Source organism: Streptomyces sp. D2-8, from assembly GCF_023184515.1.
Lineage (GTDB): Bacteria > Actinomycetota > Actinomycetes > Streptomycetales > Streptomycetaceae > Streptomyces.
In genome coordinates this window covers 196695-219814 of record NZ_JAAHBP010000017.1, presented here as the reverse complement: position 1 = coordinate 219814, position 23120 = coordinate 196695, and the positions used below count along the sequence as shown (strand labels likewise).

At 72.6% G+C, this 23120-nt stretch carries 14 protein-coding genes; 4 read left to right on the top strand and 10 right to left on the bottom strand.

The annotated features are described in order from the left end of the window. Positions 1 to 317: 317 nt before the first annotated feature. A complete protein-coding gene (locus G3I77_RS27180; protein WP_248507940.1) occupies positions 318 to 5267 on the top strand; it encodes an NAD-glutamate dehydrogenase in 4950 nt (1649 codons plus the stop codon). A gap of 65 nt (positions 5268 to 5332) precedes the next feature. Here the strand turns inward: G3I77_RS27180 and G3I77_RS27175 are convergent, their stop codons facing one another. The 4 genes from G3I77_RS27175 to G3I77_RS27160 all read right to left on the bottom strand — a co-directional run bounded on the left by G3I77_RS27175 (position 5333) and on the right by G3I77_RS27160 (position 10994). Beyond that, complete coding sequence (locus G3I77_RS27175; RefSeq protein WP_248507939.1) at positions 5333 to 6979, bottom strand: glycosyltransferase family 2 protein; 1647 nt, start codon at positions 6977 to 6979, stop codon at positions 5333 to 5335. Continuing rightward, positions 6976 to 9171 carry a CDP-glycerol glycerophosphotransferase family protein gene (locus tag G3I77_RS27170; protein WP_248507938.1) on the bottom strand — a complete coding sequence of 732 codons (2196 nt, stop codon included), beginning with the start codon at positions 9169 to 9171 and terminating at the stop codon, positions 6976 to 6978. The genes G3I77_RS27175 and G3I77_RS27170 overlap by 4 nt, the downstream gene beginning before the upstream one ends. A 79-nt stretch (positions 9172 to 9250) precedes the next feature. After that, positions 9251 to 10081: an ABC transporter ATP-binding protein gene (locus G3I77_RS27165; RefSeq protein ID WP_248507937.1), complete on the bottom strand. Its 831-nt coding sequence runs from the start codon at positions 10079 to 10081 to the stop codon at positions 9251 to 9253. After that, entirely contained in the window at positions 10074 to 10994 is a 921-nt protein-coding gene (locus tag G3I77_RS27160) for an ABC transporter permease (RefSeq protein WP_248507936.1), read from the bottom strand. Before G3I77_RS27160 ends, G3I77_RS27165 begins: the two co-directional genes overlap by 8 nt. 167 nt (positions 10995 to 11161) lie before the next feature. Between G3I77_RS27160 and G3I77_RS27155 the strand changes: the two genes are divergently transcribed. Next, complete coding sequence (locus G3I77_RS27155) at positions 11162 to 11788, top strand: TetR/AcrR family transcriptional regulator (RefSeq protein ID WP_248507935.1); 627 nt, start codon at positions 11162 to 11164, stop codon at positions 11786 to 11788. A gap of 37 nt (positions 11789 to 11825) precedes the next feature. On the opposite strand, the gene galE is transcribed toward G3I77_RS27155, so the two are convergent. Together galE and G3I77_RS27145 are read right to left on the bottom strand one after the other, a co-directional pair. After that, complete coding sequence (gene galE / locus G3I77_RS27150) at positions 11826 to 12806, bottom strand: UDP-glucose 4-epimerase GalE (protein ID WP_248507934.1); 981 nt, start codon at positions 12804 to 12806, stop codon at positions 11826 to 11828. 71 nt (positions 12807 to 12877) lie between these two features. Continuing rightward, complete coding sequence (locus G3I77_RS27145; protein ID WP_248507933.1) at positions 12878 to 14698, bottom strand: glycosyltransferase family 2 protein; 1821 nt, start codon at positions 14696 to 14698, stop codon at positions 12878 to 12880. A 172-nt stretch (positions 14699 to 14870) separates the two neighbouring features. Here G3I77_RS27145 and G3I77_RS27140 point away from each other — a divergent pair, with 172 nt between their 5' ends. Then, the gene (locus G3I77_RS27140; protein WP_248507960.1) at positions 14871 to 16430 is read left to right on the top strand and encodes a glycosyltransferase family 39 protein; all 1560 of its coding nucleotides are present in this window, start codon (positions 14871 to 14873) and stop codon (positions 16428 to 16430) included. Here the strand turns inward: G3I77_RS27140 and G3I77_RS27135 are convergent. After that, positions 16360 to 16875: a MarR family winged helix-turn-helix transcriptional regulator gene (locus G3I77_RS27135; protein WP_374386890.1), complete on the bottom strand. Its 516-nt coding sequence runs from the start codon at positions 16873 to 16875 to the stop codon at positions 16360 to 16362. The genes G3I77_RS27140 and G3I77_RS27135 overlap by 71 nt on opposite strands. Positions 16876 to 16970: 95 nt before the next feature. Between G3I77_RS27135 and G3I77_RS27130 the strand changes: the two genes are divergently transcribed. Then, the gene (locus G3I77_RS27130; RefSeq protein WP_248507931.1) at positions 16971 to 17384 is read left to right on the top strand and encodes an organic hydroperoxide resistance protein; all 414 of its coding nucleotides are present in this window, start codon (positions 16971 to 16973) and stop codon (positions 17382 to 17384) included. Between the two features lie 10 nt (positions 17385 to 17394). Here the strand turns inward: G3I77_RS27130 and G3I77_RS27125 are convergent, their stop codons facing one another. The 3 genes from G3I77_RS27125 to G3I77_RS27115 all read right to left on the bottom strand — a co-directional run bounded on the left by G3I77_RS27125 (position 17395) and on the right by G3I77_RS27115 (position 23115). Further along, on the bottom strand, positions 17395 to 18954 hold the full coding sequence (locus tag G3I77_RS27125) for a hypothetical protein (protein ID WP_248507930.1): 1560 nt from the start codon (positions 18952 to 18954) through the stop codon (positions 17395 to 17397). A 106-nt stretch (positions 18955 to 19060) separates the two neighbouring features. Continuing rightward, positions 19061 to 20878 (bottom strand): hypothetical protein, encoded by a 1818-nt coding sequence (locus G3I77_RS27120; protein ID WP_248507929.1) that lies wholly within the window; start codon positions 20876 to 20878, stop codon positions 19061 to 19063. Then, complete coding sequence (locus G3I77_RS27115; protein ID WP_248507928.1) at positions 20875 to 23115, bottom strand: bifunctional glycosyltransferase family 2 protein/CDP-glycerol:glycerophosphate glycerophosphotransferase; 2241 nt, start codon at positions 23113 to 23115, stop codon at positions 20875 to 20877. Before G3I77_RS27115 ends, G3I77_RS27120 begins: the two co-directional genes overlap by 4 nt. Positions 23116 to 23120: the final 5 nt, after the last annotated feature.

Here is a 23120-nt window from a genome sequence, read left to right as displayed (position 1 = left end):
GGACGTCGTCGTCCCTGCCTTGCGCCCGGAGAGCACGGACGACATCCGTGACCGGGCGGCGGTCGCTGGTCTTCGCGGGCGGGATGTGCCATCGAGGACTCCCGGGACGCCGAACATCACCACGACACGGGCGTCGCGGAGAGCAGCATCACACCGGTGCAGCAGCTCAAGAATGGCTCAGACACCCCCGCTCATCTCACCTTGCGGCATAGCGTCGGATCAGACCGGATACCCCGTGTCACGACGTGAGGTCGTAAGCGCAGAGGCCGTACTTCCTTCTACGTCACGCAACGGCGCGCGACAGGAGCCAGAGGACAATGCAGACCAAGCTGGACGAAGCCAAGGCCGAGTTGCTCGAGAGGGCCGCCCGGGTTGCTGAGAACAGTCCGGTCGGGGGGCACCTACCGACCGGGTCGACGGGCGAGGAGACCCCACACGCCCAGGAAGCCCCGGACCGCGAGACCCTCCTCACGTTCCTCCAGCGTTACTACCTGCACACGGCCCCGGAGGACCTCACCGACCGCGACCCGGTCGACGCCTTCGGAGCTGCCGTATCGCACTACCGGCTGGCCGAGAACCGCCCCCAGGGCACGGCCAACGTGCGGGTGCACACCCCCACGGTGGAAGAGAACGGGTGGACCTGCAGCCACTCCGTGGTCGAGGTCGTCACCGACGACATGCCCTTCCTCGTCGACTCCGTCACCAATGAGCTGACGCGTCAGGGGCGTGGGATCCACGTCGTCATCCACCCCCAGTTCGTGGTGCGGCGCGATGTCACCGGCAAGCTGATCGAGGTCCTGTCGACCCCGGCGACCGGAGACCTTCCGCACGACGCGCACGTCGAGTCCTGGATCCACGTGGAGATCGACCGGGAGACCGACCGGGCCGATCTGAAGCAGATCACCGCCGACCTGCTGCGCGTGCTGTCCGACGCCCGTGAGGCCGTCGAGGACTGGGGCAAGATGCGGGATGCGGCGATCCGGCTGGCGGAGGGGCTGCCGGACGAGCCCATCCCCGGTGACCTGCCCGGACCCCAGGTCGAGGAGGCTCGCGAGCTGCTGCGCTGGCTCGCCGACGACCACTTCACCTTCCTCGGCTACCGCGAGTACCAACTGCGCGACGACGACTCGCTGGCCGCCGTGCCCGGCACCGGGCTCGGCATACTGCGCGCGGACCCGCACCACGCCGCCGAGGAGAGCCACCCGGTCAGCCCGTCGTTCGAGCGGCTGCCCGCCGACGCCCGGGCCAAGGCACGCGAGCACAAGCTGCTCGTGCTGACCAAGGCGAACAGCCGGGCGACCGTGCACCGGCCGTCGTACCTGGACTACATCGGCGTCAAGAAGTTCGACGCCGACGGCAACGTCATCGGTGAGCGGCGCTTCCTCGGGCTGTTCTCCTCCGCCGCCTACACCGAGTCCGTGCGCCGGGTGCCGGTCATCCGGCGCAAGGTCGAGGAGGTCCTGGAGCGCGCCGGGTTCTCGCCCAACAGCCACGACGGCCGCGACCTGACGCAGATCCTGGAGACGTACCCGCGCGACGAGCTCTTCCAGACCCCGGTCGACGAGCTGCGGTCCATCGTCACCTCCGTCCTCTACCTCCAGGAGCGCAGGCGCCTCAGGCTCTACCTGCGCCAGGACGAGTACGGGCGCTACTACAGCGCCCTCGTCTACCTCCCGCGCGACCGCTACACCACGGCCGTACGCCTGAGGATCATCGAGATCCTGAAGGAGGAACTGGGCGGCATCAGCGTCGACTTCACGGCCTGGAACACCGAGTCGATCCTGTCCCGGCTGCACTTCGTGGTCCGGGTCCCGCAGGGCACCGAGCTGCCGGAGCTGTCCGAATCCGACAAGGAGCGCATCGAGGCCCGGCTGGTGGAGGCCGCCCGCTCCTGGGAGGACGCCTTCGCCGAGGCGCTCAACGCCGAGCTCGGCGAGGAGCACGCGGCCGCAGCGCTGCGCCGCTACGCGCACGCCTTCCCCGAGGGCTACAAGGCCGACCACAACCCGCGCGCCGCGGTCGCCGACCTCGTCCACCTGGAGCAGCTGAACGCCGAGGCGGACAAGGACTTCTCGCTCAGCCTGTACGAGCCGGTGGGCGCCGCCCCCGAGGAGCGCCGCTTCAAGATCTACCGCACGGGCGACGCGATCTCCCTCTCGGCCGTCCTGCCGGTCCTCAACCGGCTCGGTGTCGAGGTCGTCGACGAGCGGCCGTACGAGCTGCGCTGCTCGGACCGCAGCGTGGCCTGGATCTACGACTTCGGCCTGCGCATGCCCCGCGCGAACGGCGGGGACTACTTCGGCGACGACGCCCGTGAGCGCTTCCAGGACGCCTTCTCCGCCACCTGGACCGGCAAGGCGGAGAACGACGGCTTCAACGCCCTCGTGCTGAGCGCCGGGCTGACCTGGCGCCAGGCGGTGGTGCTGCGGGCGTACGCCAAGTACCTGCGCCAGGCGGCGTCGACGTTCAGCCAGGACTACATGGAGGACACCCTCCGCAACAACGTCCACACCACCCGCCTGCTCGTCTCCCTGTTCGAGGCGCGGATGTCGCCCGACCGACAGCGCGCTGGGCACGAGATCGTGGACGCGCTGCTGGAGGAGGTCGACGCGGCCCTCGACCAGGTGGCCTCGCTCGACGAGGACCGGATCCTCAGGTCCTTCCTGACGGTCATCAAGGCGACGCTGCGGACCAACTTCTTCCAGGAGGCGGCGGGCGGCAAGCCGCACGACTACGTCTCCATGAAGTTCGACCCGCAGGCCATCCCGGACCTGCCGGCGCCGCGCCCGGCGTTCGAGATCTGGGTGTACTCGCCGCGCGTCGAGGGCGTGCACCTGCGCTTCGGCAAGGTCGCACGCGGTGGCCTGCGCTGGTCCGACCGGCGTGAGGACTTCCGGACCGAGATCCTCGGCCTGGTCAAGGCGCAGATGGTGAAGAACACCGTCATCGTGCCGGTCGGCGCCAAGGGCGGCTTCGTCGCCAAGCAGCTGCCCGACCCGTCCGTGGACCGGGACGCGTGGCTCGCCGAGGGTGTCGCCAGCTACAAGACGTTCATCTCGGCGCTGCTCGACATCACCGACAACATGGTCGCGGGCGAGGTCGTGCCCCCTGCGGACGTCGTCCGGCACGACGAGGACGACACCTACCTCGTCGTCGCCGCCGACAAGGGCACCGCGACCTTCTCCGACATCGCCAACGGGGTCGCCGAGAACTACAACTTCTGGCTCGGTGACGCCTTCGCCTCCGGCGGCTCCGCCGGCTACGACCACAAGGGCATGGGCATCACCGCCCGCGGCGCCTGGGAGTCCGTCAAGCGGCACTTCCGCGACATGGGTGTGGACTCCCAGACCGAGGACTTCACGGTCGTCGGCATCGGCGACATGTCCGGTGACGTGTTCGGCAACGGCATGCTGCTCTCCGAGCACATCCGCCTGGTCGCGGCCTTCGACCACCGGCACATCTTCATCGACCCGAACCCGGACGCCGCCACCTCCTACGCCGAGCGCCGCCGCCTGTTCGAGCTGCCCCGCTCCAGCTGGGAGGACTACGACAAGGAGCTGCTGTCGGCCGGCGGCGGCATCTTCCCGCGCACGGCCAAGGCGATCCCGGTCAACGCGCACATCCGCGAGGCCCTCGGCATCGAGGCCAAGGTCACCAAGCTGACCCCGGCCGACCTGATGAAGGCGATCCTCCACGCGCCGGTGGACCTGCTGTGGAACGGCGGCATCGGCACGTACGTCAAGTCCTCGGTCGAGTCCAACGCGGACGTCGGCGACAAGGCCAACGACGCCATCCGCGTCGACGGCAGCGACCTGCGCGTCAAGGTCGTCGGCGAGGGCGGCAACCTCGGCCTCACCCAGCTCGGCCGGATCGAGTTCGCGCTGCACGGCGGCCGGATCAACACCGACGCCATCGACAACAGCGCGGGCGTGGACACCTCCGACCACGAGGTGAACATCAAGATCCTGCTCAACGGCCTGGTCCGGGACGGCGACATGACCGTCAAGCAGCGCAACAAGCTGCTCGCCGAGATGACCGACGAGGTCGGCCGCCTGGTACTGCGCAACAACTACGCGCAGAACACGGCGATCGGCAACGCCCTCGCCCAGTCCAGCGCCATGCTCCACGCCCAGCAGCGCTTCATGAAGCACCTGGTCAGGGAGGGGCACCTCGACCGGGCGCTGGAGTTCCTGCCCACCGACCGGCAGATCCGCGAGCGGCTCGCCCAGGGCCAGGGCCTGACCGGCCCGGAGACGGCCGTACTGCTGGCGTACACGAAGATCACGGTCGCCGAGGAGCTGCTGCACACCTCGCTGCCGGACGACCCGTACCTGAAGGGTCTGCTGCACGCGTACTTCCCGACCGAGCTGCGCGAGCAGTTCCCCGACCGGCTCGACGGCCACCCTCTGCGCCGCGAGATCACCACGACCGTCCTGGTCAACGACACGGTCAACACCGGCGGTACGACGTATCTGCACCGTCTGCGCGAGGAGACCGGCGCGTCGCTGGAGGAGATCGTGCGGGCGCAGACCGCGGCCCGGGCGATCTTCCGCCAGTCCCCGGTGTGGGACGGGGTCGAGGCGCTCGACAACAAGGTCGAGGCCGAGGTCCAGACCCGCATCCGGCTGCATGCGCGCCGCCTGGTGGAGCGCGGCACGCGCTGGCTGCTCAACAACCGGCCGCAGCCGCTGGAGCTCGCCGGGACCGTCGACTTCTTCGCCGAACGGGTCGAGCAGGTCTGGGGGCAGCTGCCGAAGCTGCTGCGCGGCGCTGACCTGGAGTGGTACCAGAAGATCTACGACGAGCTGACGGGCGTCGGCGTCCCGGACGAACTCGCCACCCGGGTGGCGGGCTTCTCCTCGGCCTTCCCGACGCTCGACATCGTCTCGGTCGCCGATCGCATGGGCCGGGAGCCGCTGGACGTCGCCGAGGTCTACTACGACCTCGCCGACCGGCTGCGCATCACCCAGCTCATGGACCGCATCATCGAGCTGCCCCGCGCCGACCGCTGGCAGTCCATGGCCCGCGCGGCGATCCGCGAGGACCTGTACGCGGCGCACGCGGCGCTGACCGCCGACGTCCTGGCGGTGGGCAACGGCACCTCGACGCCCGAGCAGCGCTACAAGGCCTGGGAGCAGAAGAACGCGGCGATCCTCGGCCGGGCCCGCAGCACCCTGGAGGAGATCCAGAGCTCCGACGCGTTCGACCTCGCCAACCTGTCGGTGGCGATGCGCACGATGAGGACGCTGCTGCGGACGCATTCGTAGGGCGTACGGCGTGACAGGCGCCCCGGGCCGATTCCGGCCCGGGGCACCTTTTCGCAGCCGGGTGGCTACTTCAATGCGCTTGCCACCAAGCGCACCGCCCTCTTCACCCTCGGGCGGGCCACCCTGTGCACCGCCGGGCGGATCACCTTCGCCGTCACTCCCACCGGTTCCCAGCGGACCTGCAGGCGGCCCGGGCCGTGGCCCTCCGGTTCCACCGTCAGGTGGTGGGACAGGACGCGGGTCGTCAGCGTCGGGAAGGCCAGGGGGGCCAGCAGCAGGCCCGTGTGGGACAGGCCCTGGTGCTGGAGGCGGAGCAACGGGTGGCGGATGCCCGCGAAGCCCTGGAGGGGGAGCGGCGCCGCCGCGAGGTCCAGGTGGGCGTGGCCCTCGAAGAGGCCGGGGCGGACGGGGGAGAGGCGGAAGTGGACGCGGAGGCGGCGGCCGCCCGGGGCGATGAGGAGCGCCGCGCGCTGGGGGCCGACGGGGAGGCGCAGTGCCGGGTCGTAGGTGCGGATCGTGAGGTCGATCGAAGCCCCCGGGCCTCGGGTGATCTCCTTGATCTCGTGGCGGAACTGGGCGCTAGGGAAGGGGCGCGTCTCCAACTCCAGGTCGGAGATGTCCAGTTCGCGGCGGGACCACTCCGACTCGGGCACTCGGTCCCCCCAGTAGGTGCGGCCTTCCGCGTCGGCGGCCACGCGCCTCGGTGCCACCCCGTGCCCCAGGCCCCGGGCCGCCAGGCGGGCCTCCGGCAGGCGGCGGTCGCGGATCAGCTGGATGACGACGCGCTCGGCGCGCGGGAGGCGGGCGAACGCGCCCGGGGTGAGCGTGTCGAGGTAGGGGGTGACGATGTCCGCGAAGGACGTCAGCCAGGCGTCGTTCCGGTAGGGCAGGTCACCGGCGTACATCCGGAGGTCGTGCTTGAGGAACTTGTGGTCCTTGTCCTCGCGCAGCGACTCGTGCCCGCTCTCGGCCAGGAACCCGTCGATCAGGTGCTGGACATGGACCCGGTCCCGGACGTTGGCGAGCCTGTGCCGCTGGTTCGATATCGAGGCCGCCTCCGACGCCGCGAAGGGCGCCACGTACCAGCGGTAGACCGGCTCCGGGATGATCGTGAAGCTCTTGGCCAGGCAGTACGCCTGCGCCGAGAACAACTGGTCCTCGTAGTGGATGCCCTCGGGGAAGCGCAGGTCGTGCCGGTCGAGGAAGGCGCGGGCGTACATCTTGCTCGTCGACAGGTGCTCGAAGAGCAGGCGCGGGTCGGCCTCGATGCCGTCGAGGGTGCGGCGCTCGGCGACCAGGTGCGGCATCCACGTCGAGCGGCGGCCGTTGTCCACCCGGACCCGCTGCACCGCGCCCATCGCGAAGTCGATCTCGCGTTCGCGGTGCGCGGCCAGCAGCAGTTCGACGGCGTTGCCGGGGAGTTCGTCGTCGCTGTCGAGGAACATCAGGAACGGCGCCCGCGCGAGCTCCAGGGCGCGGTTGCGCGGGGCGCTGCAACCGCCGCTGTTCCGCTCCAGGCGGAGGTGGCGGATCCGGGGGTCCTGGGCCGCCAGCCGCTGTGCCACCGCCGGGGTCGCGTCCGTGGAGTGGTCGTCGCTGATGACGATCTCGAGGTTCGCGTGGGTCTGGCGGCGGACCGAGTCGACCGCGCGGGTGAGACGTTCGGCGTCGTTGTAGACGATGACCGTCACGGTGACGTCGGGCCTGCTCATGCGGTCGCCTCCTGCGGGGTCGGGGCCGGGGTGCGTTCCTCGATCGGCAGCACGGGCGGCAGGGAGCTTTCGTCCTGGCCGAGGAAGACCCGGCGGACCACGCGTTCGGCGGCGCGTCCGTCGTCGTACTCGCAGAACCGGCGGCGGAAGACGGCCCGGGTCTTCGCCGCGCCCTCGTCGCGCCAGGCCTCGGTGGTGAGGATCTCCGTCAGCTCCTGCTGGGTGCGCGCGACCGGGCCCGGTGCCTCCGCCGGCAGGTCGAAGTACACACCGCGGGTCGTGCGGTACGTCTCCCAGTCGTCGGCGTAGATCACGATCGGCCGGTCGAGGTTGGCGTAGTCGAACATGATCGAGGAGTAGTCCGTGACCAGGGCGTCCGCCGCCAGGCACAGGTCCTCGACCGGCTCGTAGGAGGAGACGTCGATGATCCGGCCCGTGCGGCGCAGGTTCGTGAGCGGGGAGGCGGCGCCGCCGTAGAAGTAGTGGCCGCGCACGAGCAGGACCGTGTCCTCGCCCAGACGGTCGGCGAGGGCGGCGAGGTCCAGGCGCGGGGTCCAGCCGGCCTCGTAGTCGCGGTGGGTGGGCGCGTAGAGGACGGCGCGGCGGCCCGGGGCGATGCCGAGGCGGTCGCGGACCGCGCGGATGTCGCCGGCCGTGGCCGTGTAGTAGACGTCGTTGCGCGGATAGCCGTGGTCGAGGGAGACGTAGTGCGAGGGGTACGCGCGCTCCCACATGCGGGTGGTGTGGCTGTTGGCGGAGACGCTGAAGTCCCACTTGTCGATGCGCTCCAGCAGGGCCTTGAAGTCCAGGCCCTGCGCGGCGGCCGGGAACGCCATCTGGTCGATGCCCATGCGCTTGAGGGGGGTGCCGTGGTGGGTCTGGACGTGGATCGCGTCCGGGCGTTTGACCACCGCGTTCGGGAAGTTGACGTTGTTGACGAGGTACTTGGCGGTGGCCAGCATCTCCCAGTAGCGGCGGCTGCCGGGCACGACGTGGTCGGTGCCGGGCGGCAGGAGGGCCGCGTTCTCCTCGGTGACCACCCACACCGCGTGGATCTGCGGGGCCAGTGCGGCGAGCTCGGCGGCGATCGCGGCGGGGTTGCAGGCGACGCCGCGGTTCCAGTACGCCGCGAACACCGCGAGATGCGGGTTGACGGGACGGCCGAGCGCCCTGCGGTACTGGTGGTCGCGGAGCTTGGCGCCGGCCTGGCGCTTACGGGCCCGTACGACCGACTTGGCGGTACGCCGGGTGCGGTTGACGGACTGGAAGGCGCGGTACTTCGCGTAGGCGCCCTCCTCCAGCAGGGAGTGGCGGACGCCTTCGAGCCCGGCCGGGCGGCGGTGGCCCTCGGGGCGGCGGCGCAGGGCGGCGAGGGACGCCCGGCGGAAGAACTCCCGCGCGACCTCCTCCGGCATGCCGCCGCGCGCGAAGGTGCGCAGGCAGTCGCGGACCATGAGGTCGTAGAGCACGGTGTGGGCGGCGCGGCGGTCGCGGGTGAGGTCGAGGAGGGACTCGTAGCGCTCGACGAGGCCGTAGCGCTGCTCGGGTGTGACCGGGGGCAGGCTCGCGGGGCGCAGCCGGCGGTCCTCGTAGGCGACGTGCGGCAGGCAGGCGACGCGGTCGGCGAGCAGCAGGGCGGCCAGGGCGGCGTACGGCTCGTCGTCGGTGGTGAGCCGGGGCTCGTGCGCTCGCCAGAAGTCCGCGCGCAGGACGCGGGGGCCGAGCAGCGGGGTCAGTCGCAGCAGGGGAGCGCAGTCGTCGAGGGCGACGTCGGCGCGGCCCGCCCGGGCGAGGAGCGAGCCGTCCGGGGAGGGCATGCCGGAGGTGTGCCAGGTGCTGCGGACGTGGTCCAGAAGCAGGACGTCGACCTCGCCGGGGAGCTCGGCCACCCGCTCGGCGACCGTGCGCGGGGTGCCGGCGGGCAGGCCGTCCTTGGCGTGGACGAAGTGCAGCCAGCGGCCGGAGGCCCGGGCCGCGCCCGCCGCCCGGGCCGCCGCGTCGCCCGTGCCGTCCGGCAGCGGCACGATCTGGAGGTCCGGGGTGTGCCGCTCGGCGGTCTCCCGGGCCCAGTCGCCGACCGCTGCCACGATCACCTCGGCGTCCGGCAGGGGGTGGGCGGCGAGGGAGTCGAGGAGTTCCGTCAGATGGTCCTGAACGTTCGGCCCGTGGACGACGACACTGAGCTCGGCCATCACGGGGACCCCCTCTCGCAGCTGCACCGTATGCGGTCATGCTGCCATCAATGAGACAAAAGGGCCGACCGTATGGGCCTCACGAGGGAACGGCGGCCTTCGGCTTGGGCTTCGGCTTCGGCGCCTTGTCACCGGTGAACGCCTCGTACTCCTTGAGGACGTCCTCCGTCGGCCCGTCCATGCGCAGCTCCCCGCGCTCCAGCCACAGCACCCGGTCGCAGGTGTCGCGGATCGACTTGTTGTTGTGGCTGACCAGGAACACCGTGCCCGCGTGCTTGCGCAGCTCGCGGATGCGCGCCTCGGAGCGCTTCTGGAAGGAGCGGTCGCCGGTGGCCAGCGCCTCGTCGATCAGCAGGACGTCGTGGTCCTTGGCGGCGGCGATGGAGAACCGCAGCCGCGCGGCCATGCCGGAGGAGTACGTCCGCATCGGCAGCGTGATGAAGTCGCCCTTCTCGTTGATGCCGGAGAAGTCGACGATCTCCTGGTAGCGGTCCTTGACCTGCTCGCGGGACATGCCCATGGCCAGGCCGCCGAGATGCACGTTGCGCTCGCCGGTCAGGTCGTTCATCAGGGCGGCGTTGACGCCGAGCAGGGAGGGCTGGCCGTCGGTGTAGATATGGCCGTTCTCCACGGGCAGGAGCCCGGCGACGGCCTTCAGCAGGGTCGACTTGCCGGAGCCGTTGGTGCCGATCAGGCCGATCGCCTCGCCGCGGTAGGCGACGAAGGACACGTTCCGCACGGCGTGCACCCGACGCACGCCCGACGCCTTCTCGGTCTGCTTGCGGCGCACGATGCGGTTGAGGGCGGCGGTCGCGGAGCCGCGTCCGGCGCCGGTGCCGTTGACGCGGTAGACGATGTCGACGCCGTCGGCGACGACGGTGGGGATCTTCTCGTTCGGGTGCTCAGCCACGGCCGTACGTCTCCTCAGCCTTCCAGAAGTAGATGAAGCCGCCGACACCGGCGACCAGCGCCCAGCCGACGGCGAGCGGCCACACGTGGTGCGGCAGCTGCTCGGCGTGGAAGCTGTCGATCAGGGCGAAGCGCATCAGGTCGATGTAGATCGCGGCCGGGTTGGCCTCCAGTGCCACCTTGACGACATGTGGCAGATGGTCGTTCTGGGCCAGCTTGTCGAGGCTCCACATCACGCCCGAGACGTACATCCAGGTGCGCAGCACGAACGGCATCAGCTGCGCGATGTCCGGGGTCTTGGCGCCCCATCTGGCCATGATCATCGAGACGCCGGCGTTGAAGGTGAACTGCAGCGCGAGGGCCGGGAGGGCCAGCAGCCAGGAGGCGGAGACCGGCACGCCGAAGCAGAGCAGGATGACGACCAGCGCGGCCATCGAGAACAGCAGCTGCTGGAGCTGCTGGAGGCAGAAGGAGATCGGCAGCGCGGCGCGCGGGAAGTGCAGGGCGCGCACCAGGCCGAGGTTGCCGGAGATGGCGCGGGTGCCCGCCATGATCGAGCTCTGCGTGAACGTCCAGATGAACACGCCCGTGACCAGGAACGGGACGTAGTCCGGCACACCGTGCTTGGTGCCGAGCAGCACGCCGAAGATGAAGTAGTAGACCGCCGCGTTCAGCAGCGGGGTCATCACCTGCCAGACCTGGCCGAGCTTCGCCTGGCTGTACTGGGCGGTGAGCTTGGCGGTGGCGAACGCGGTGATGAAGTGGCGGCGGGCCCACAGCCGGCGGACGTACTCGGGCAGGGAGGGCCGGGCGCCGCTGACCGAGAGGCCGTGGCTGACGGCGAGGGCCGCGAGGTCGTCGCCGGCCGGGGCCGGGGCCGGGGTCTGGGGCGGTGTGTGGAGGACCGTACTCACATCCGCTGCTTTCGCTCGGGGGTTGGGGGAGGCCCGGAAGGAGGCGATTTTTACCGGACTCTTCCCGAATTCTTACGTCGGGACGGGACCGTATCGTCGTAACGGGAGCGTACGTCGGTCGAACGTCGGAACGCAACCGTTTCGTCGTGACGCCCTATGCTGTCGGCATGACGACGAAGCCCGACGAGCCCCAGCAGCCCCCGCGCCGCCGGGCCCCCGCGGGGGCGGCCGTACTGCGCCAGGACGTGACGGAAGCGATCCGGGCCGCCGTCTTCGAGGAACTCGCTGCCGTCGGCTACGCGCGGATGTCCATCGAGGGGATCGCCCGCCGGGCGGGGGTCGGGAAGACGGCGGTGTACCGCCGCTGGCGCTCGAAGCTGCACCTGGTCCTCGACATCGTCTCGGCGCTCGCCGTGCAGGGGCTGCCCGCGCCGGACACCGGCTCCCTGGAGGGCGACCTGCGGCTCCTCTACGAGGTGACGTCCCGCGCGCTGCGCCACCCGGTCGCCTCGCAGGTCATCCCGGACCTCCAGGCCGAGGCGGCTCGCAACCCCGACATCGCCGAGGCCCTGCAGAAGGCCCTGCGCGAGGGGCAGGACGGCGTCGCCACCGGCATCGTGACGGCGGCGGAACGCCGTGGCGAGCTCCGGCCGGGCATCGACCACGACCTCGCCCTCGACCTGATCTCCGGCCCGCTGTACTGGCGCTCGGTGGTGATCCGCAACCCGAAGCTGCCGAAGGGGTATCTCGGCTCCCTGGCCAGGGCCACGGCGGAGGGGTTGCGGGCGCTGTAGGGGTCGGGGCGAGTCCTCCGGGCCGACCCGTACCGCCTCAGCCCCTCCGGGCCTCCGGGTGCAGCCGCACCCACCCCTCCCAGGCGGACGTGATCATGTCCTGCACGTCGAGCCGGGCCTTCCAGCCCAGTTCCGTGGCCGCGCGGTCGGCGGAGGCGACGACGCGGGCCGGGTCGCCCGCGCGACGGGGGGCGACCGCGGGCGGCCGGTCGTGACCGGTGACCGCGTTGATGCGGTCGATCATCTCCCGGACGGAGACGCCCTCGCCCCGGCCGATGTTGAGCGTGAGGTCGCGTCCTGGGGAGGAGCGCAGGACCCGGGCCGCCGCGACATGGGCCTCGGCCAGGTCGACGACGTGGATGTAGTCGCGCACGCAGGTGCCGTCCGGGGTCGGGTAGTCGTCGCCGAAGATGCGCGGCGGCGCGTCCTGCGTGAGCTTCTCGAAGACCATGGGCACGAGGTTGAAGACGCCGGCGTCCGCGACCTCCGGGTCCGCCGCGCCCGCCACGTTGAAGTAGCGCAGGGACGCCGTCGACAGCCCGGTGGCCCGGCCCGTCGCGCGGACCAGCCACTCACCGGCCAGCTTGGTCTCGCCGTACGGCGACATGGGCACGCACGGCGTCTCCTCCGTGACCAGGTCCACGTCCGGCATGCCGTACACCGCCGCCGAGGAGGAGAAGACGAAGGACGGCACCTTCGCCGCCGTCACGGTGTCCAGCAGGATCCGCAGGCCTTCGACGTTCTCCCGGTAGTAGTGCAGCGGCCGTTCGACGGACTCGCCCACCTGCTTCTTCGCCGCCAGGTGGACGACGCCGGTGACCGAGTGGTCCCCGAGGGTGCGGGCCAGCCGCTCGGCGTCCAGGGTCGAGCCCACCACCAGCGGCACCCCGTCGGGCACGCGCTCGGCGACGCCGGTGGACAGGTCGTCGTACACCACCGCCTGTTCGCCGGCCGCGGTCATCGCCCGTACGACGTGCGCGCCGATGTAGCCGGCGCCGCCGGTGATCAACCAGGTCATGTGCGGCCGTCCCCTCGTCAGTTGACCCGTCGTGGTGGTGCTGTGCGCTGATCCGTCGTCTCGTCGTGCCTTCAGTGAAGCAGGCGGCGCAGTCGTGCGCGTACGACCGACAGCACACCGCGCACGCCGGGGGCCACCCGCAGCGCCAGCGAGCCGGAGTGGGTGGTGTACGGCTGTACGAGTACCACGCCGTGCCGGGCGCTCGGGACGGCGCTGCGGCGCAGCAGACCGGCGCCCGTGAGCGCGTGCGCCGTGACGTCGCGGCCGGTGCCGTCGCGGAAGCGGATACGAAGGCGCAGGTCCCAGGTGCCCGCACCGGGCGCGGCCAGTGCGGAGAGGTCGACGACCGTCTCCGCCGACCAGGCGCAGACGGAACCGGCGGAACCGGCGGTCCCGGTGGTTCCGGCGGTCCCGGTGGTTCCGGCGGTCCCGGTGGTTCCGGCAGTCCTGGCGGCCCCGGTGGTTCCGGCGGCCCCGATGGTTCCGGCAGCCTCGGCGGCCCCGATGGTCCCGACAGCCCCGACAGCCCCGACAGCCCCGACAGCCCCGGCAGCCCCCGCGCACGGCACGAGTGCCACGCTCGCGCCCCGGACCACCACGTCCCCGTCGTCCCGGTGCCGCCACTCCACGTCCACCGCCTCCGGACCCGCCTGCGCCACCCGCCCGTACAGCTCGTGCAGGCGCAGCCGCAGCCGCGTGCCGCGCGCGCCCGGCCGCAGTTCCGCGTCGACGGCGAGGGGCAGCGCGCGCACCGGCCGGGCCTGGAGCGGCTCCAGGGAGACCTGCGCCAGGTGGTCCGACCAGATGGGCGTGCCGTCCGCGGCGCGGGCGTACGGCGGGTACAGGCGGGCCGGGCGAGCCGCGAGCTCCCGCAGCCGGGGCAGGTCGCGCGGCTCCGGGGAGGCCAGGACGACCCGCCCGGCCAGCCGGCCGGGAGCGGCCGGGTTGCGCGCCCAGTCGTCGGCGTCGTACTCCGCGAGGTGCGCCCGCGTGAGCTCCCACCACGCGCGCCGGTAGGCGGCGTCGCGCAACCCCAGTTCGCGCAGGTACATCCGCAGGTCGTGGTCGAGGAACTTGGCGCGCGTGGCCCGCGCGAGGCCCTTCTGCCCGGCGCCCAGCAGCACCTCGTACGCCTGGCGGCACGCCTCCGTGCGGGCCCGCCAGTTCTCGACGCCACACCGGTCCAGGGAGATCGACAGCCGCTCGGCCGACCGGCGCACGTGCCAGACGTACACCCGGTCCGGGATCAGGGCGATGCGCGGAGCGGCGGCCAGCACGCGCGCGGTGAAGACGACGTCCTCGTACGGGAAGCGGCCCTCGGGGAAGCGGATGCCGTGCGCGCGCAGGAAGCCGGTGCGGTAGAGCTTGTTGACGCAGAGCGTGTCGTGGACCAGACGCGGTCGCCGGGCGGGGTGCGGCACCGCGGCGTGCAGCGCGTAGAGGCGCGGCTGCCAGGGGACTTCGCGCCCCGACGGCAGCTCCCGGCGTACGCACAGGCCACTCGCGACCTCAGCGTGCGCCCCCTCGGCCGCTGCGAGCAGCGCGTCGACCGCGCCCGGCGGCAGGACGTCGTCGCTGTCCAGGAACATCACATACGGCGAGGTCACGGCGTTGAGCCCGGTGTTGCGCGGGGTGCCGCAGCCGCCGCTGTTGACCCGCCGGCGGATCACCTTCAGGCGTGGCTCCGAGGCGGCGAGCCGGTCCAGCAGGCCGGCGCTGCCGTCCGTGGAGCAGTCGTCGACGGCCACCACCTCGCGCACGGCCGGTCCCTGGGCGAGCGCCGAGCGCACGGCGTCCGTCACGTGCGCGGCGTCGTCGTAACCGATCACCACGACGGCGACCGAGGCAGGCGGCCTGCCGGTGTCCCTCTCGGTCTCACTCTCGGCATTCATCACGGCGGATCGTAAGCCGGGCGAATGACATGAAAGTGATAACACACCATCAAAAACCCACGAAGCCTCTGAATCGGCACAGAATCGGGCCGTGAAGAGCGGACAGTCGAGGGGGAGCGGCCGGTTCGGGGTGGCGCCGGTGGCCGCCGGGGTGGCGCCCGTGGCGGTGCCCATGGCGGTGATGCTCGCGATCGGGCTGTGGGGCCTGGACCGCGGCGGCATGTGGGGCGACGAGAGCGTCACGTTCCAGGTCGCGCAGCGCACGGTCCCGCAGATCTGGCGGCTGCTGCACGACGTGGACGCGGTGCACGGCCTGTACTACCTGTTCATGCACGCCGTCCTCACCGTCCACCCCGGCGAGGTCGTGCTGCGCCTGCCGTCGGTCTGCGCGGCGACGGCGACCGCCGGCCTGGTCGCGGCCCTGGGCGTCCGGCTGGCCGGGCCCCGGGCCGGCCTGTGGGCCGGTGTCCTCTACGCGATCACGCCGATGACCGGCCACTATGCCCAGGAGGGACGGTCGTACGCGCTCGTCGCGGCGGGCGTGGCGGGGGCGACGCTGCTGCTCCTGAGGGCCGTGGACGGGGTGGGTGCCCGGGCTTGGTGGCCGTACGGGACGGTCGTGGCGCTGACCTGTGTGCTGCACGAACTGGCGGTGCCGGTGCTGGCCGCGCACGTGGTGACGCTGGCCCTGCTGCGGGTGCCGAGGAGGGTGTGGTCCGGCTGGGGGCGTGCGGCGGGGGTGGTGGCGCTGCTTCTGCTGCCGCTGGTGTGGGTGTCGCAGGGGCAGTCCGGGCAGGTGGCGTGGCTGGTGTCGCCGGGGTGGGACCGGGTCGGGAAGCTGGCCCGGAACTTCTCGCCCGGCCCGGCGGGGCCGGTGTTCTGGGGGGCGCTGCTGCTGATGGCCGCAGGACTCCGGGAGCGGCGGACGGCCGCGGTCGCGCTTCCGCTGCTGCTGGTGCCGCCGGGGATCCTGATGACCGTGTCGCAGGTCCGGCCGCTCTACCACGACCGGTACGTGCTCTACGCGCTGGCGGGCGCGTCCCTGCTGGTCGCGGCCGGGGCCGGGCGGGTGGCCCACGTGCTGGGGCGGGTGCGGTTCGACGGGCGGCGGCTGCGGGTGGGCGGCCGGCGGGTACGGGCCGTCGTGGGCGTCACCGGCGTCCTCGCCCTCACCGGCACCTTCCTGCATCAGCTCCCGGTGCATCGCCAGGACCGTTCCGCCGCCCACCGCCCGGACAACCTCGCCGTGGTCTCCGCGCTCGCCGTCCGTCAGATGCGCCCCGGCGACCCGGTGCTGTTCGTGCCGTCCGTCGGCAGGCTCGCCGCGCTGGCCTATCCGAAGGGGTTCCGGCGGGTGCGGGACATCGCGCTGCGGGAGTCCGCGCCCCGCTCCGGGACGCTGTGGGGGCTGGAGGCGACCCCAGGGGAGCTGCGGCAGCGGCTCGCCCCGGTGGAGCGCGTCTGGGTGATCGCCGAGCGGTATGCGCTGGACCCGCGCTGGTCTCCGCCCGACCCGGTCGAACGCACCAAGCTCGCCGTCCTGGACAAGGAGTTCACCGTCCGTGAGGAACACGTCAGGGACGACGTGGTGCTCCGCCTCCACGTCCGACGGGAGCCGGCCGAGGTGCCGCCGGGCGTGTCCGAGGTGCCGCCCGGCGCCGCTACGACCGCTCGTCTGCCGCCGGGCCGCCCTGCGGCTCCGCGAGCGCGGCCGCGTCCAGCGCGGTGGTGAGCTCGTCCAGGCGGGCGCGCAGGGCGCGGACCTCCTCGGGGCCGAACCCGGTCGAGGAGGCGATCCGGCGCGGCACCTGAAGCGCCCGCCCGCGCAGCGCGACGCCCTCCCCGGTCAGCCGCACCTCCACCGACCGCTCGTCGCGCGCACTGCGCTCCCGGCGCACCAGACCGGCCGCTTCCAGCCGCTTGAGCAGGGGAGACAGCGTGCCGGAGTCGAGCCGCAGGTGCTCGCCGAGCTTCTTCACGGGCAGCTCGTCGTGCTCCCACAGCACCAGCATCACCAGGTACTGCGGGTAGGTGAGCCCGAGGTCCTTGAGGATCCCGCGGTAGACGCCGTTGAAGGCGCGGGAGGCCGCGTGCAGGGAGAAGCAGATCTGCTGGTCCAGGCGGAGCCAGTCGTCGTCCGGCGTGTTCATGCGTCCAGGATAGCTCGCACCCGCCATTCAATTGCACACAACTAAATTGTGTGCTCTAATTCTGGGTGTCAGGCGGCCCGGAAGCGGGCCGCCGAACGTTGACGTGAGAGGGAAGGTTTTCCATGGACGCGCTCTACACCGCTGTCGCCACCGCCACCCACGGCCGCGAGGGCCGCGCCGTCAGCTCCGACGGTGTGCTGGACCTCCCGCTGGGCGTGCCCCAGGCGATGGGCGGCAACGGCCAGGGCACCAACCCCGAGCAGCTCTTCGCCGCCGGTTACGCCGCCTGCTTCGGCAGCGCCCTCGGCCTCGTCGGCCGCCAGGCCAAGGTCGACGTCAGCGACGCCGCCGTGACCGCCGAGGTCTCCATAGGCAAGCAGGGCGAGGGCTTCGGGCTCGCCGTCACCCTCCGTGTGGAGCTGCCCGACAGCGTGGACGAGGCGACCGGCCGCAAGCTGGTCGAGCAGGCCCACCAGGTCTGCCCGTACTCCAACGCCACCCGCGGCAACATCGAGGTGGACCTCGTCATCGAGTAGCCCTTCGAGGTCACCCCCCGACCCGCGCCAGCACCTCCCCCGTCCGGCTGCTCCACGCCACCACCACGGCCTCCTCGGGCACCGGGTGCCAGCGCGTCAGCAGCAGCCAGCGCACGTGGTAGCGGCGGACGACGGCGGACCGCTCGGCGCGGGTCGAGCCGGGGGCGAGATAGGCGCGGACGTCGGCCGCCCGGCGCTCGCGCCGCCGCTCGTCCAGGGCGGGGTCGGGCCAGATGGGCGCGGCGAGGTTCGGCCCGTACCCGGCGATGGCGTGACTGGCGAAGTACCCGTCGGTGATCACCACCTCCCCGGGCCCGATGTGCCGCGCCGCCCAGTCGTACGACGGCCAGCGCGTCGGCTGCGGGAACCCCACCGGGTCGGCCGAGCGCGGCACGACCGCCCCGGCGTGCACGGTGACGAACCCGACGCACACCCCGACCGCCGCCGCCCCGCCCAGCAGTCGCCGGGCCCACTGCCAGGGCCGGGGCGCCGCCAGCTCCACCGCCAGGGCGAACTGCAACGGCACCAGCGCGGCCCACAGGGCCCGGGCGTACGTGTAGTGCCCGCTGACCCAGCCGTACACCACCAGCAGGCACGTCAGCAGGAACATCAGCACCAGCGGATCACGCGCCGACCTGCGGGCCCGCGCCCAGAGCGCGGGCAGGCCGAGCAGCGCCAGCCAGGAGTTGGCGAGCATCCGCTCGTACAGCTGCCGGTGCATCGCGTCCATGCCGGTGTCGCCCACCAGCGTCAGGACGTCGTAGTACGGCCAGGTCAGGGCCACCGTCGCCAAGGCCGCCCCGGTGAGCGCCCAGCGCGCCACGACCGGCCGGCGCCAGCCGCGCTGCCGGGATGCCACGATCGCCACCGCCCCGGTGAGCGCCGAGGCCGCCGTGACGGGATGGGTGAGCAGGATCAGCCCGTACAGGGCGCCGATCCCGGCGTACCCCCACCAGCCGCCGAGCCCGCTCGGGCCGACGAACCGCACGGCGGGGGCGTCGTCCCGGGCACGCGTGCCCGTCCAGGCCCACGCCCAGAACGTCAAGCCGATCGCGAGCGCGGACGGGTAGCCCAGGTTCGTCGTCATCGGCATCAGCCCGAGGTAGCCGCTCCACAGGATCCGCGCGGTGCCCCACAGCAGCGTCATGAACAGCAGGGCCCACACCGGCGCCCAAGGCCGGGCGGTGAGGGTCCTGACGAAACGGCCGAGCCCCGTCAGCAGCACCAGCAGATGCACCGGCCCGGCGAGCTTCACGACCTCCCAGCCGGACAGCCCCGTCAGCCGCGCCAGCACACCCTGGGCGACGGCGTACGGGCCGTAGTACGGGCTGCCCTCGCCCGGCAGGTCCGCCATGGTGTGGGCCGGGTGCAGCAGATCGGCCTTGAGGCGCTCGACGACCGCCGCGTGCTGTCCGGCGTCGCAGCACAGCGGGATCCGCCAGTACGCCAGCGTCATCACCAGCCAGAACAGGGCGCCGTAGAACTGGTACGGGGTGAGCCGCCCGGCACGGCCGCCGCGCAGTGCCGTCGCGCCGCGCACGGCCCGCCGGACGAGGACCGGGGCGCTCACAGGAGGGTGGAGGGGATCTGGGGCATGCGCCGAATGTTCCCGCGCCTACGCATGCCCTGACCCCGGATCACTTCATCGGGTGAGCCACCTGCGCCCACCTGCCGAGCTAGCGCTTGGGCACCTCGCACAGCGCCTGCTGTGCCGCCGCCGGCCAGCGCGCGAAGCGGAACCGGGTCCGCTCGACCGCCCCGGTGAGGTTCTGCCAGAACCGCTCGGCGGTGAGCGGTGCGCGCACCGACTCCCGCAGCTCGGCGAGTTCACCGCAACCCAGCGCGGCCCGGGCCGTCTCGACCGCCTCCCGCGAGGCCCCGGCGCGCAGCAGGTCGCGCTGCGGCGGGTGCTCGACGGCCCACTCCGCGAAGACCCAGTGGTTGCGCAGGAACTTCTCGTGCCCGGGCCAGCTCCACCGCTCCAGTGCCAGATGCGCGCCGACGGGACTGGCCAGCCCCCAGGCGTCGTTGACGTAGGCGCTCAGCGGCGCCGCCGCTCCCGTCACGCCGAGATGACGTCCCACGATCACCACCTGGTACGGGGAGTCCGCCCGCATCGGCGTGGCGTGCAGCCGCCGCTCGGCGTCGAAGTAGAGCAGCGTCGGCCCGGGCGCGCGCTCGGCCCGGGCCAGCATGGCGCGCCCCTCCGGCAGGGCGGGCCAGTTGTCCACCCAGGTGGCGGTGCGCACCGGGTTGTGGTCGCCGAGGCCCTCCACGTCGGAGCTGCGCACGTTGAACGACCCGGGTGTGCTGCGCACGTCGAAGGGTGCCCGCAGCGGACTGACCGTCGCGCACAGCCACACCGCCAGCAGCGCGCTCGCGACGCCCGTGAACCTGGTCGCGGGCACGACCAGCACCGGCAGGAGCAGCAGCAGGAGTGCGGGAAGGATCATGCGGGCGTGCATGTAGTCGCCGCCGACACGCACGACGTACCCGGCCAGCAGCAGGCCGGCCGCGAGCGGCGCCAGCAGCACCGCGAGCGAGGCCCGCCCCGGGACGCGGTCCTGCCGCTGTGTGTGCGTGCGCCGCACCAGCAGGACGGCCAGCGCGCCGAGCACCGGGACGGCGGGCCACAGCCAGTAGGGCCCGAGCGTCTCCTGCACGTACCCGGCGCCCCGGCTCCAGTCGCTGGCGCTCGCCTCCTTGGCGATGGCGGGCAGCGGCACCAGGATCCCGTAGTACCCGGCCCGGAAGACCTCGTACGCCAGCGGCACCGCGCCCGCCGAGGCCAGCATCGCCGCCGTACCCCTCCGGGAGGGACGCAGCACCCACCACTGGGCCGCCAGGAAGCACGCCGTGACCACCGCGAGATCGGGCCGGACCAGCGGACCCAGCCCGAACACGAAAGCGGCCGTGCACGTCTGACGGGCCTCCTGACCGTGCCGGGTCCGCGTCAGCAGCCACCACGACAGGCCGGTCCAGAAGGCGCCGAGGCCGCTCTCCAGACCCGAGGTCATGTACGACCAGAACGGCGGCACGGCCAGCAGCACGAACACGCCCGCCGGGAGCAGCAGCCCGGCACCCCGGTGCAGCCGGCACGTCGCGAGCAGGGCGAACGCGAACCCGGCGGTGCTCAAGCCCAGACCGAGCCCGACCGCGAGGAACGCCGGGTCCTCGCCGGTGACCCAGGTGGTGAGCGCGAGCAGCCACTGCCACAGGGTGCCGGTCGAACTCTCCGCCCGCTCCCCGACGTTGAAGACGGGTCCGTTGCCCGCCAGGATCTGCCGGACCGGGCGCAGGTAGATGAGCCCGTCGTCGCAGATCCAGCGGCGACGGTAGCCCAGCACGAACAGGGCGGCGGTGGGCACGGCGACCAGGGCGGCGTGCCACCGGTGCACCGGCCGCAGCGGCTCGGCGGCGGCCGGCGGCCGGGCCGAGGAGGCCCGCTGGCCGGGCAGGGAGGGGGCGGCCTCTGGGGTCGCGGGAGTTCTCATCTCTCGATCAGCGCCTCGGGTCGGGTGCGGGCGCCCTCGGTCCGGCGGGCCGCGGGCAGCAGCGCACCGCCCCGCTCGCCCAGCATCAGCAGGCGGACGACCCGCTCGGCGGCCCGCCCGTCCTCGAACTCGCAGTACCGCTCCCGGAAGCCCGCCCGCAGCCGCGCCGCCTCCGCGTCCTGCCAGGTGCCGGACGCGAACAGCCAGGCCAGCTCGCGGTACGAGCGCGACACATGGCCCGGCGCGTCGGCCGTGATGTCGAAGTAGGCGCCCCGGCTCGCCGCGAACGCGCCCCAGTCGTCGGCGTGGACCACGATCGGCCGGTCCAGGAGCGCGTAGTCGAACATCAGGGCGGAGTAGTCGGTGACCAGCACGTCGGAGGCGAGCATCACGTCCTCGACGTGCGGCTCGTCGGTGGCGTCCACCAGCACGCCCCGCCGGTGCAGGTCGGCCAGGCCGAGACCCCGCGCGACACCCGCCGCCAGTGACGGGTGCAGCCGGACGACCAGCGTGTGCCCGGGGCCCAGGTCCGCGGCGAACCGTGCCAGGTCGAACCGGTCGACATGGCCGCCGCGCCGGTAGTCGCGACGGGTCGGCGCGTACAGCACGACCGTGTCACCGGCCGGGATCCCGAGCCGTTCGCGCACCTCCCGGCCCCGCTCCGGACCGGCGCCGAGCAGCACGTCGTTGCGCGGGCTGCCGGTGCGCAGCGAGGTGAAGTGGCACGGGTACGCCCGCTCCCAGGCCCGCTCCGCGTGCCGCCCCGCGACCAGGCTGTAGTCCCAGCGGTCGGCGCGGCGCAGCATCTGCGGCACGTCGAAGCCGTGCCGGGCGCCCGGCTTGGTCAGCAGGTCGGCGCCCATGTACTTGAGCGGGGTGCCCTGATGGGTGTGGATGTGGACGCTGCCGGGCCGCTTGGCCAGGGTGCCGGGCCAGTTGACGTTGTTCACCCAGTACGTGGCCCGCGCCATGACCTCGTGGTAGCGCCGCGAGCCGGGCGTCACGTGGTCGATGCCGGGCGGCAGCGCGTCCACGGCGTCCTCCCGGACCACCCACACGCCCCGGATGTGCGGTGCGATCTCCAGGGCCTTGGCGTGGATCGCGGCCGGGTCGCCCGTCACGCCCCGGTGGTGGGTCGCCGAGTAGACGGCGAGGTGCGGATCGAGGGGGCGCTGCGAGTGGGCCGCGTACCAGCCGCGCAGGGCCGTCTCCGACGCCCTCTTCGCCACCCGCCGCCGTCCGCCCAGGGCGGCCGCGCGCAGATCCCGCAGCCCGCGTGCCGCCGCGTACGACGCGTAGGGCGCCGAGGCCAGCAGCCGCATCTCGGCCCCGCGCCAGCCGTCCGGCAGCGGGAAACCGCCCTCGGGGAGGTGACGGCGGTGGAAGGAGCGGATCTCGCGGTAGAAGTCGCCCCGGTCCGCGGGCCGCACCCGGTCCTCGCGGGCCAGCACGAACAGCATGTGGTCCAGCGCCCGCTCCAGCAGCAGCGGCCGCGCCCAGTCGAGGCCGGTGTGCTGCTCCAGGAACGTGAACAGGCCCTCGTACTGCGCGAAGATCTCGAAGTGCCGGCGCCCGGGCGTCTTGGTGATCGCGCCCTGCCGGCGCTGCCGGTACTCCACGCCGATCCGGTCCAGGCAGGCGATGCGGTCGGCCAGCACCATCGACCGGTAGGTGACCGGCGCGTCCTCGTACAGCCCCGGCGCGTACCGAAGGCCGTGCTCCTCGAAGAACGACCGGCGGTAGGCCTTGTTCCAGGCGACCAGGAACAGGTTCAGATACCGCGGGCTCTCCCGGATGCGGAACGTCTCCAGGCCCGCCGCGGCCAGCAGGTCCGCCGCCTCGCTGCGCCCGCCCCGGCCCCACCAGTGGGTGCGCACATGGTCGAAGACCAGGATGTCCGGGTCGTCGGTCGCCGCCAGGCGGGCGGCGACGGCGGCCAGCAGGCCGGGCGTGTAGTGGTCGTCGCTGTCCAGGAACAGGACGTAGTCGCCGGCCGCCTGCGCGAGACCGGCGTTGCGGGCCCGGCCGAGGCCCACGTTCTCGGGCAGGTGCAGCACCCGCACCCGGGCGTCACGGGCGGCGTACTCGTCGAGGATCGCGCCGCTGCCGTCGGGCGAGCGGTCGTCCACGGCGATCACCTCGAAGTCGCCGTAGGACTGGCCGAGCACCGAGTCGAGACACTCGCGCAGGAAGCCCTGCACCTTGTAGACGGGGACGATGATGCTGAAGCGGGGCACTTCTT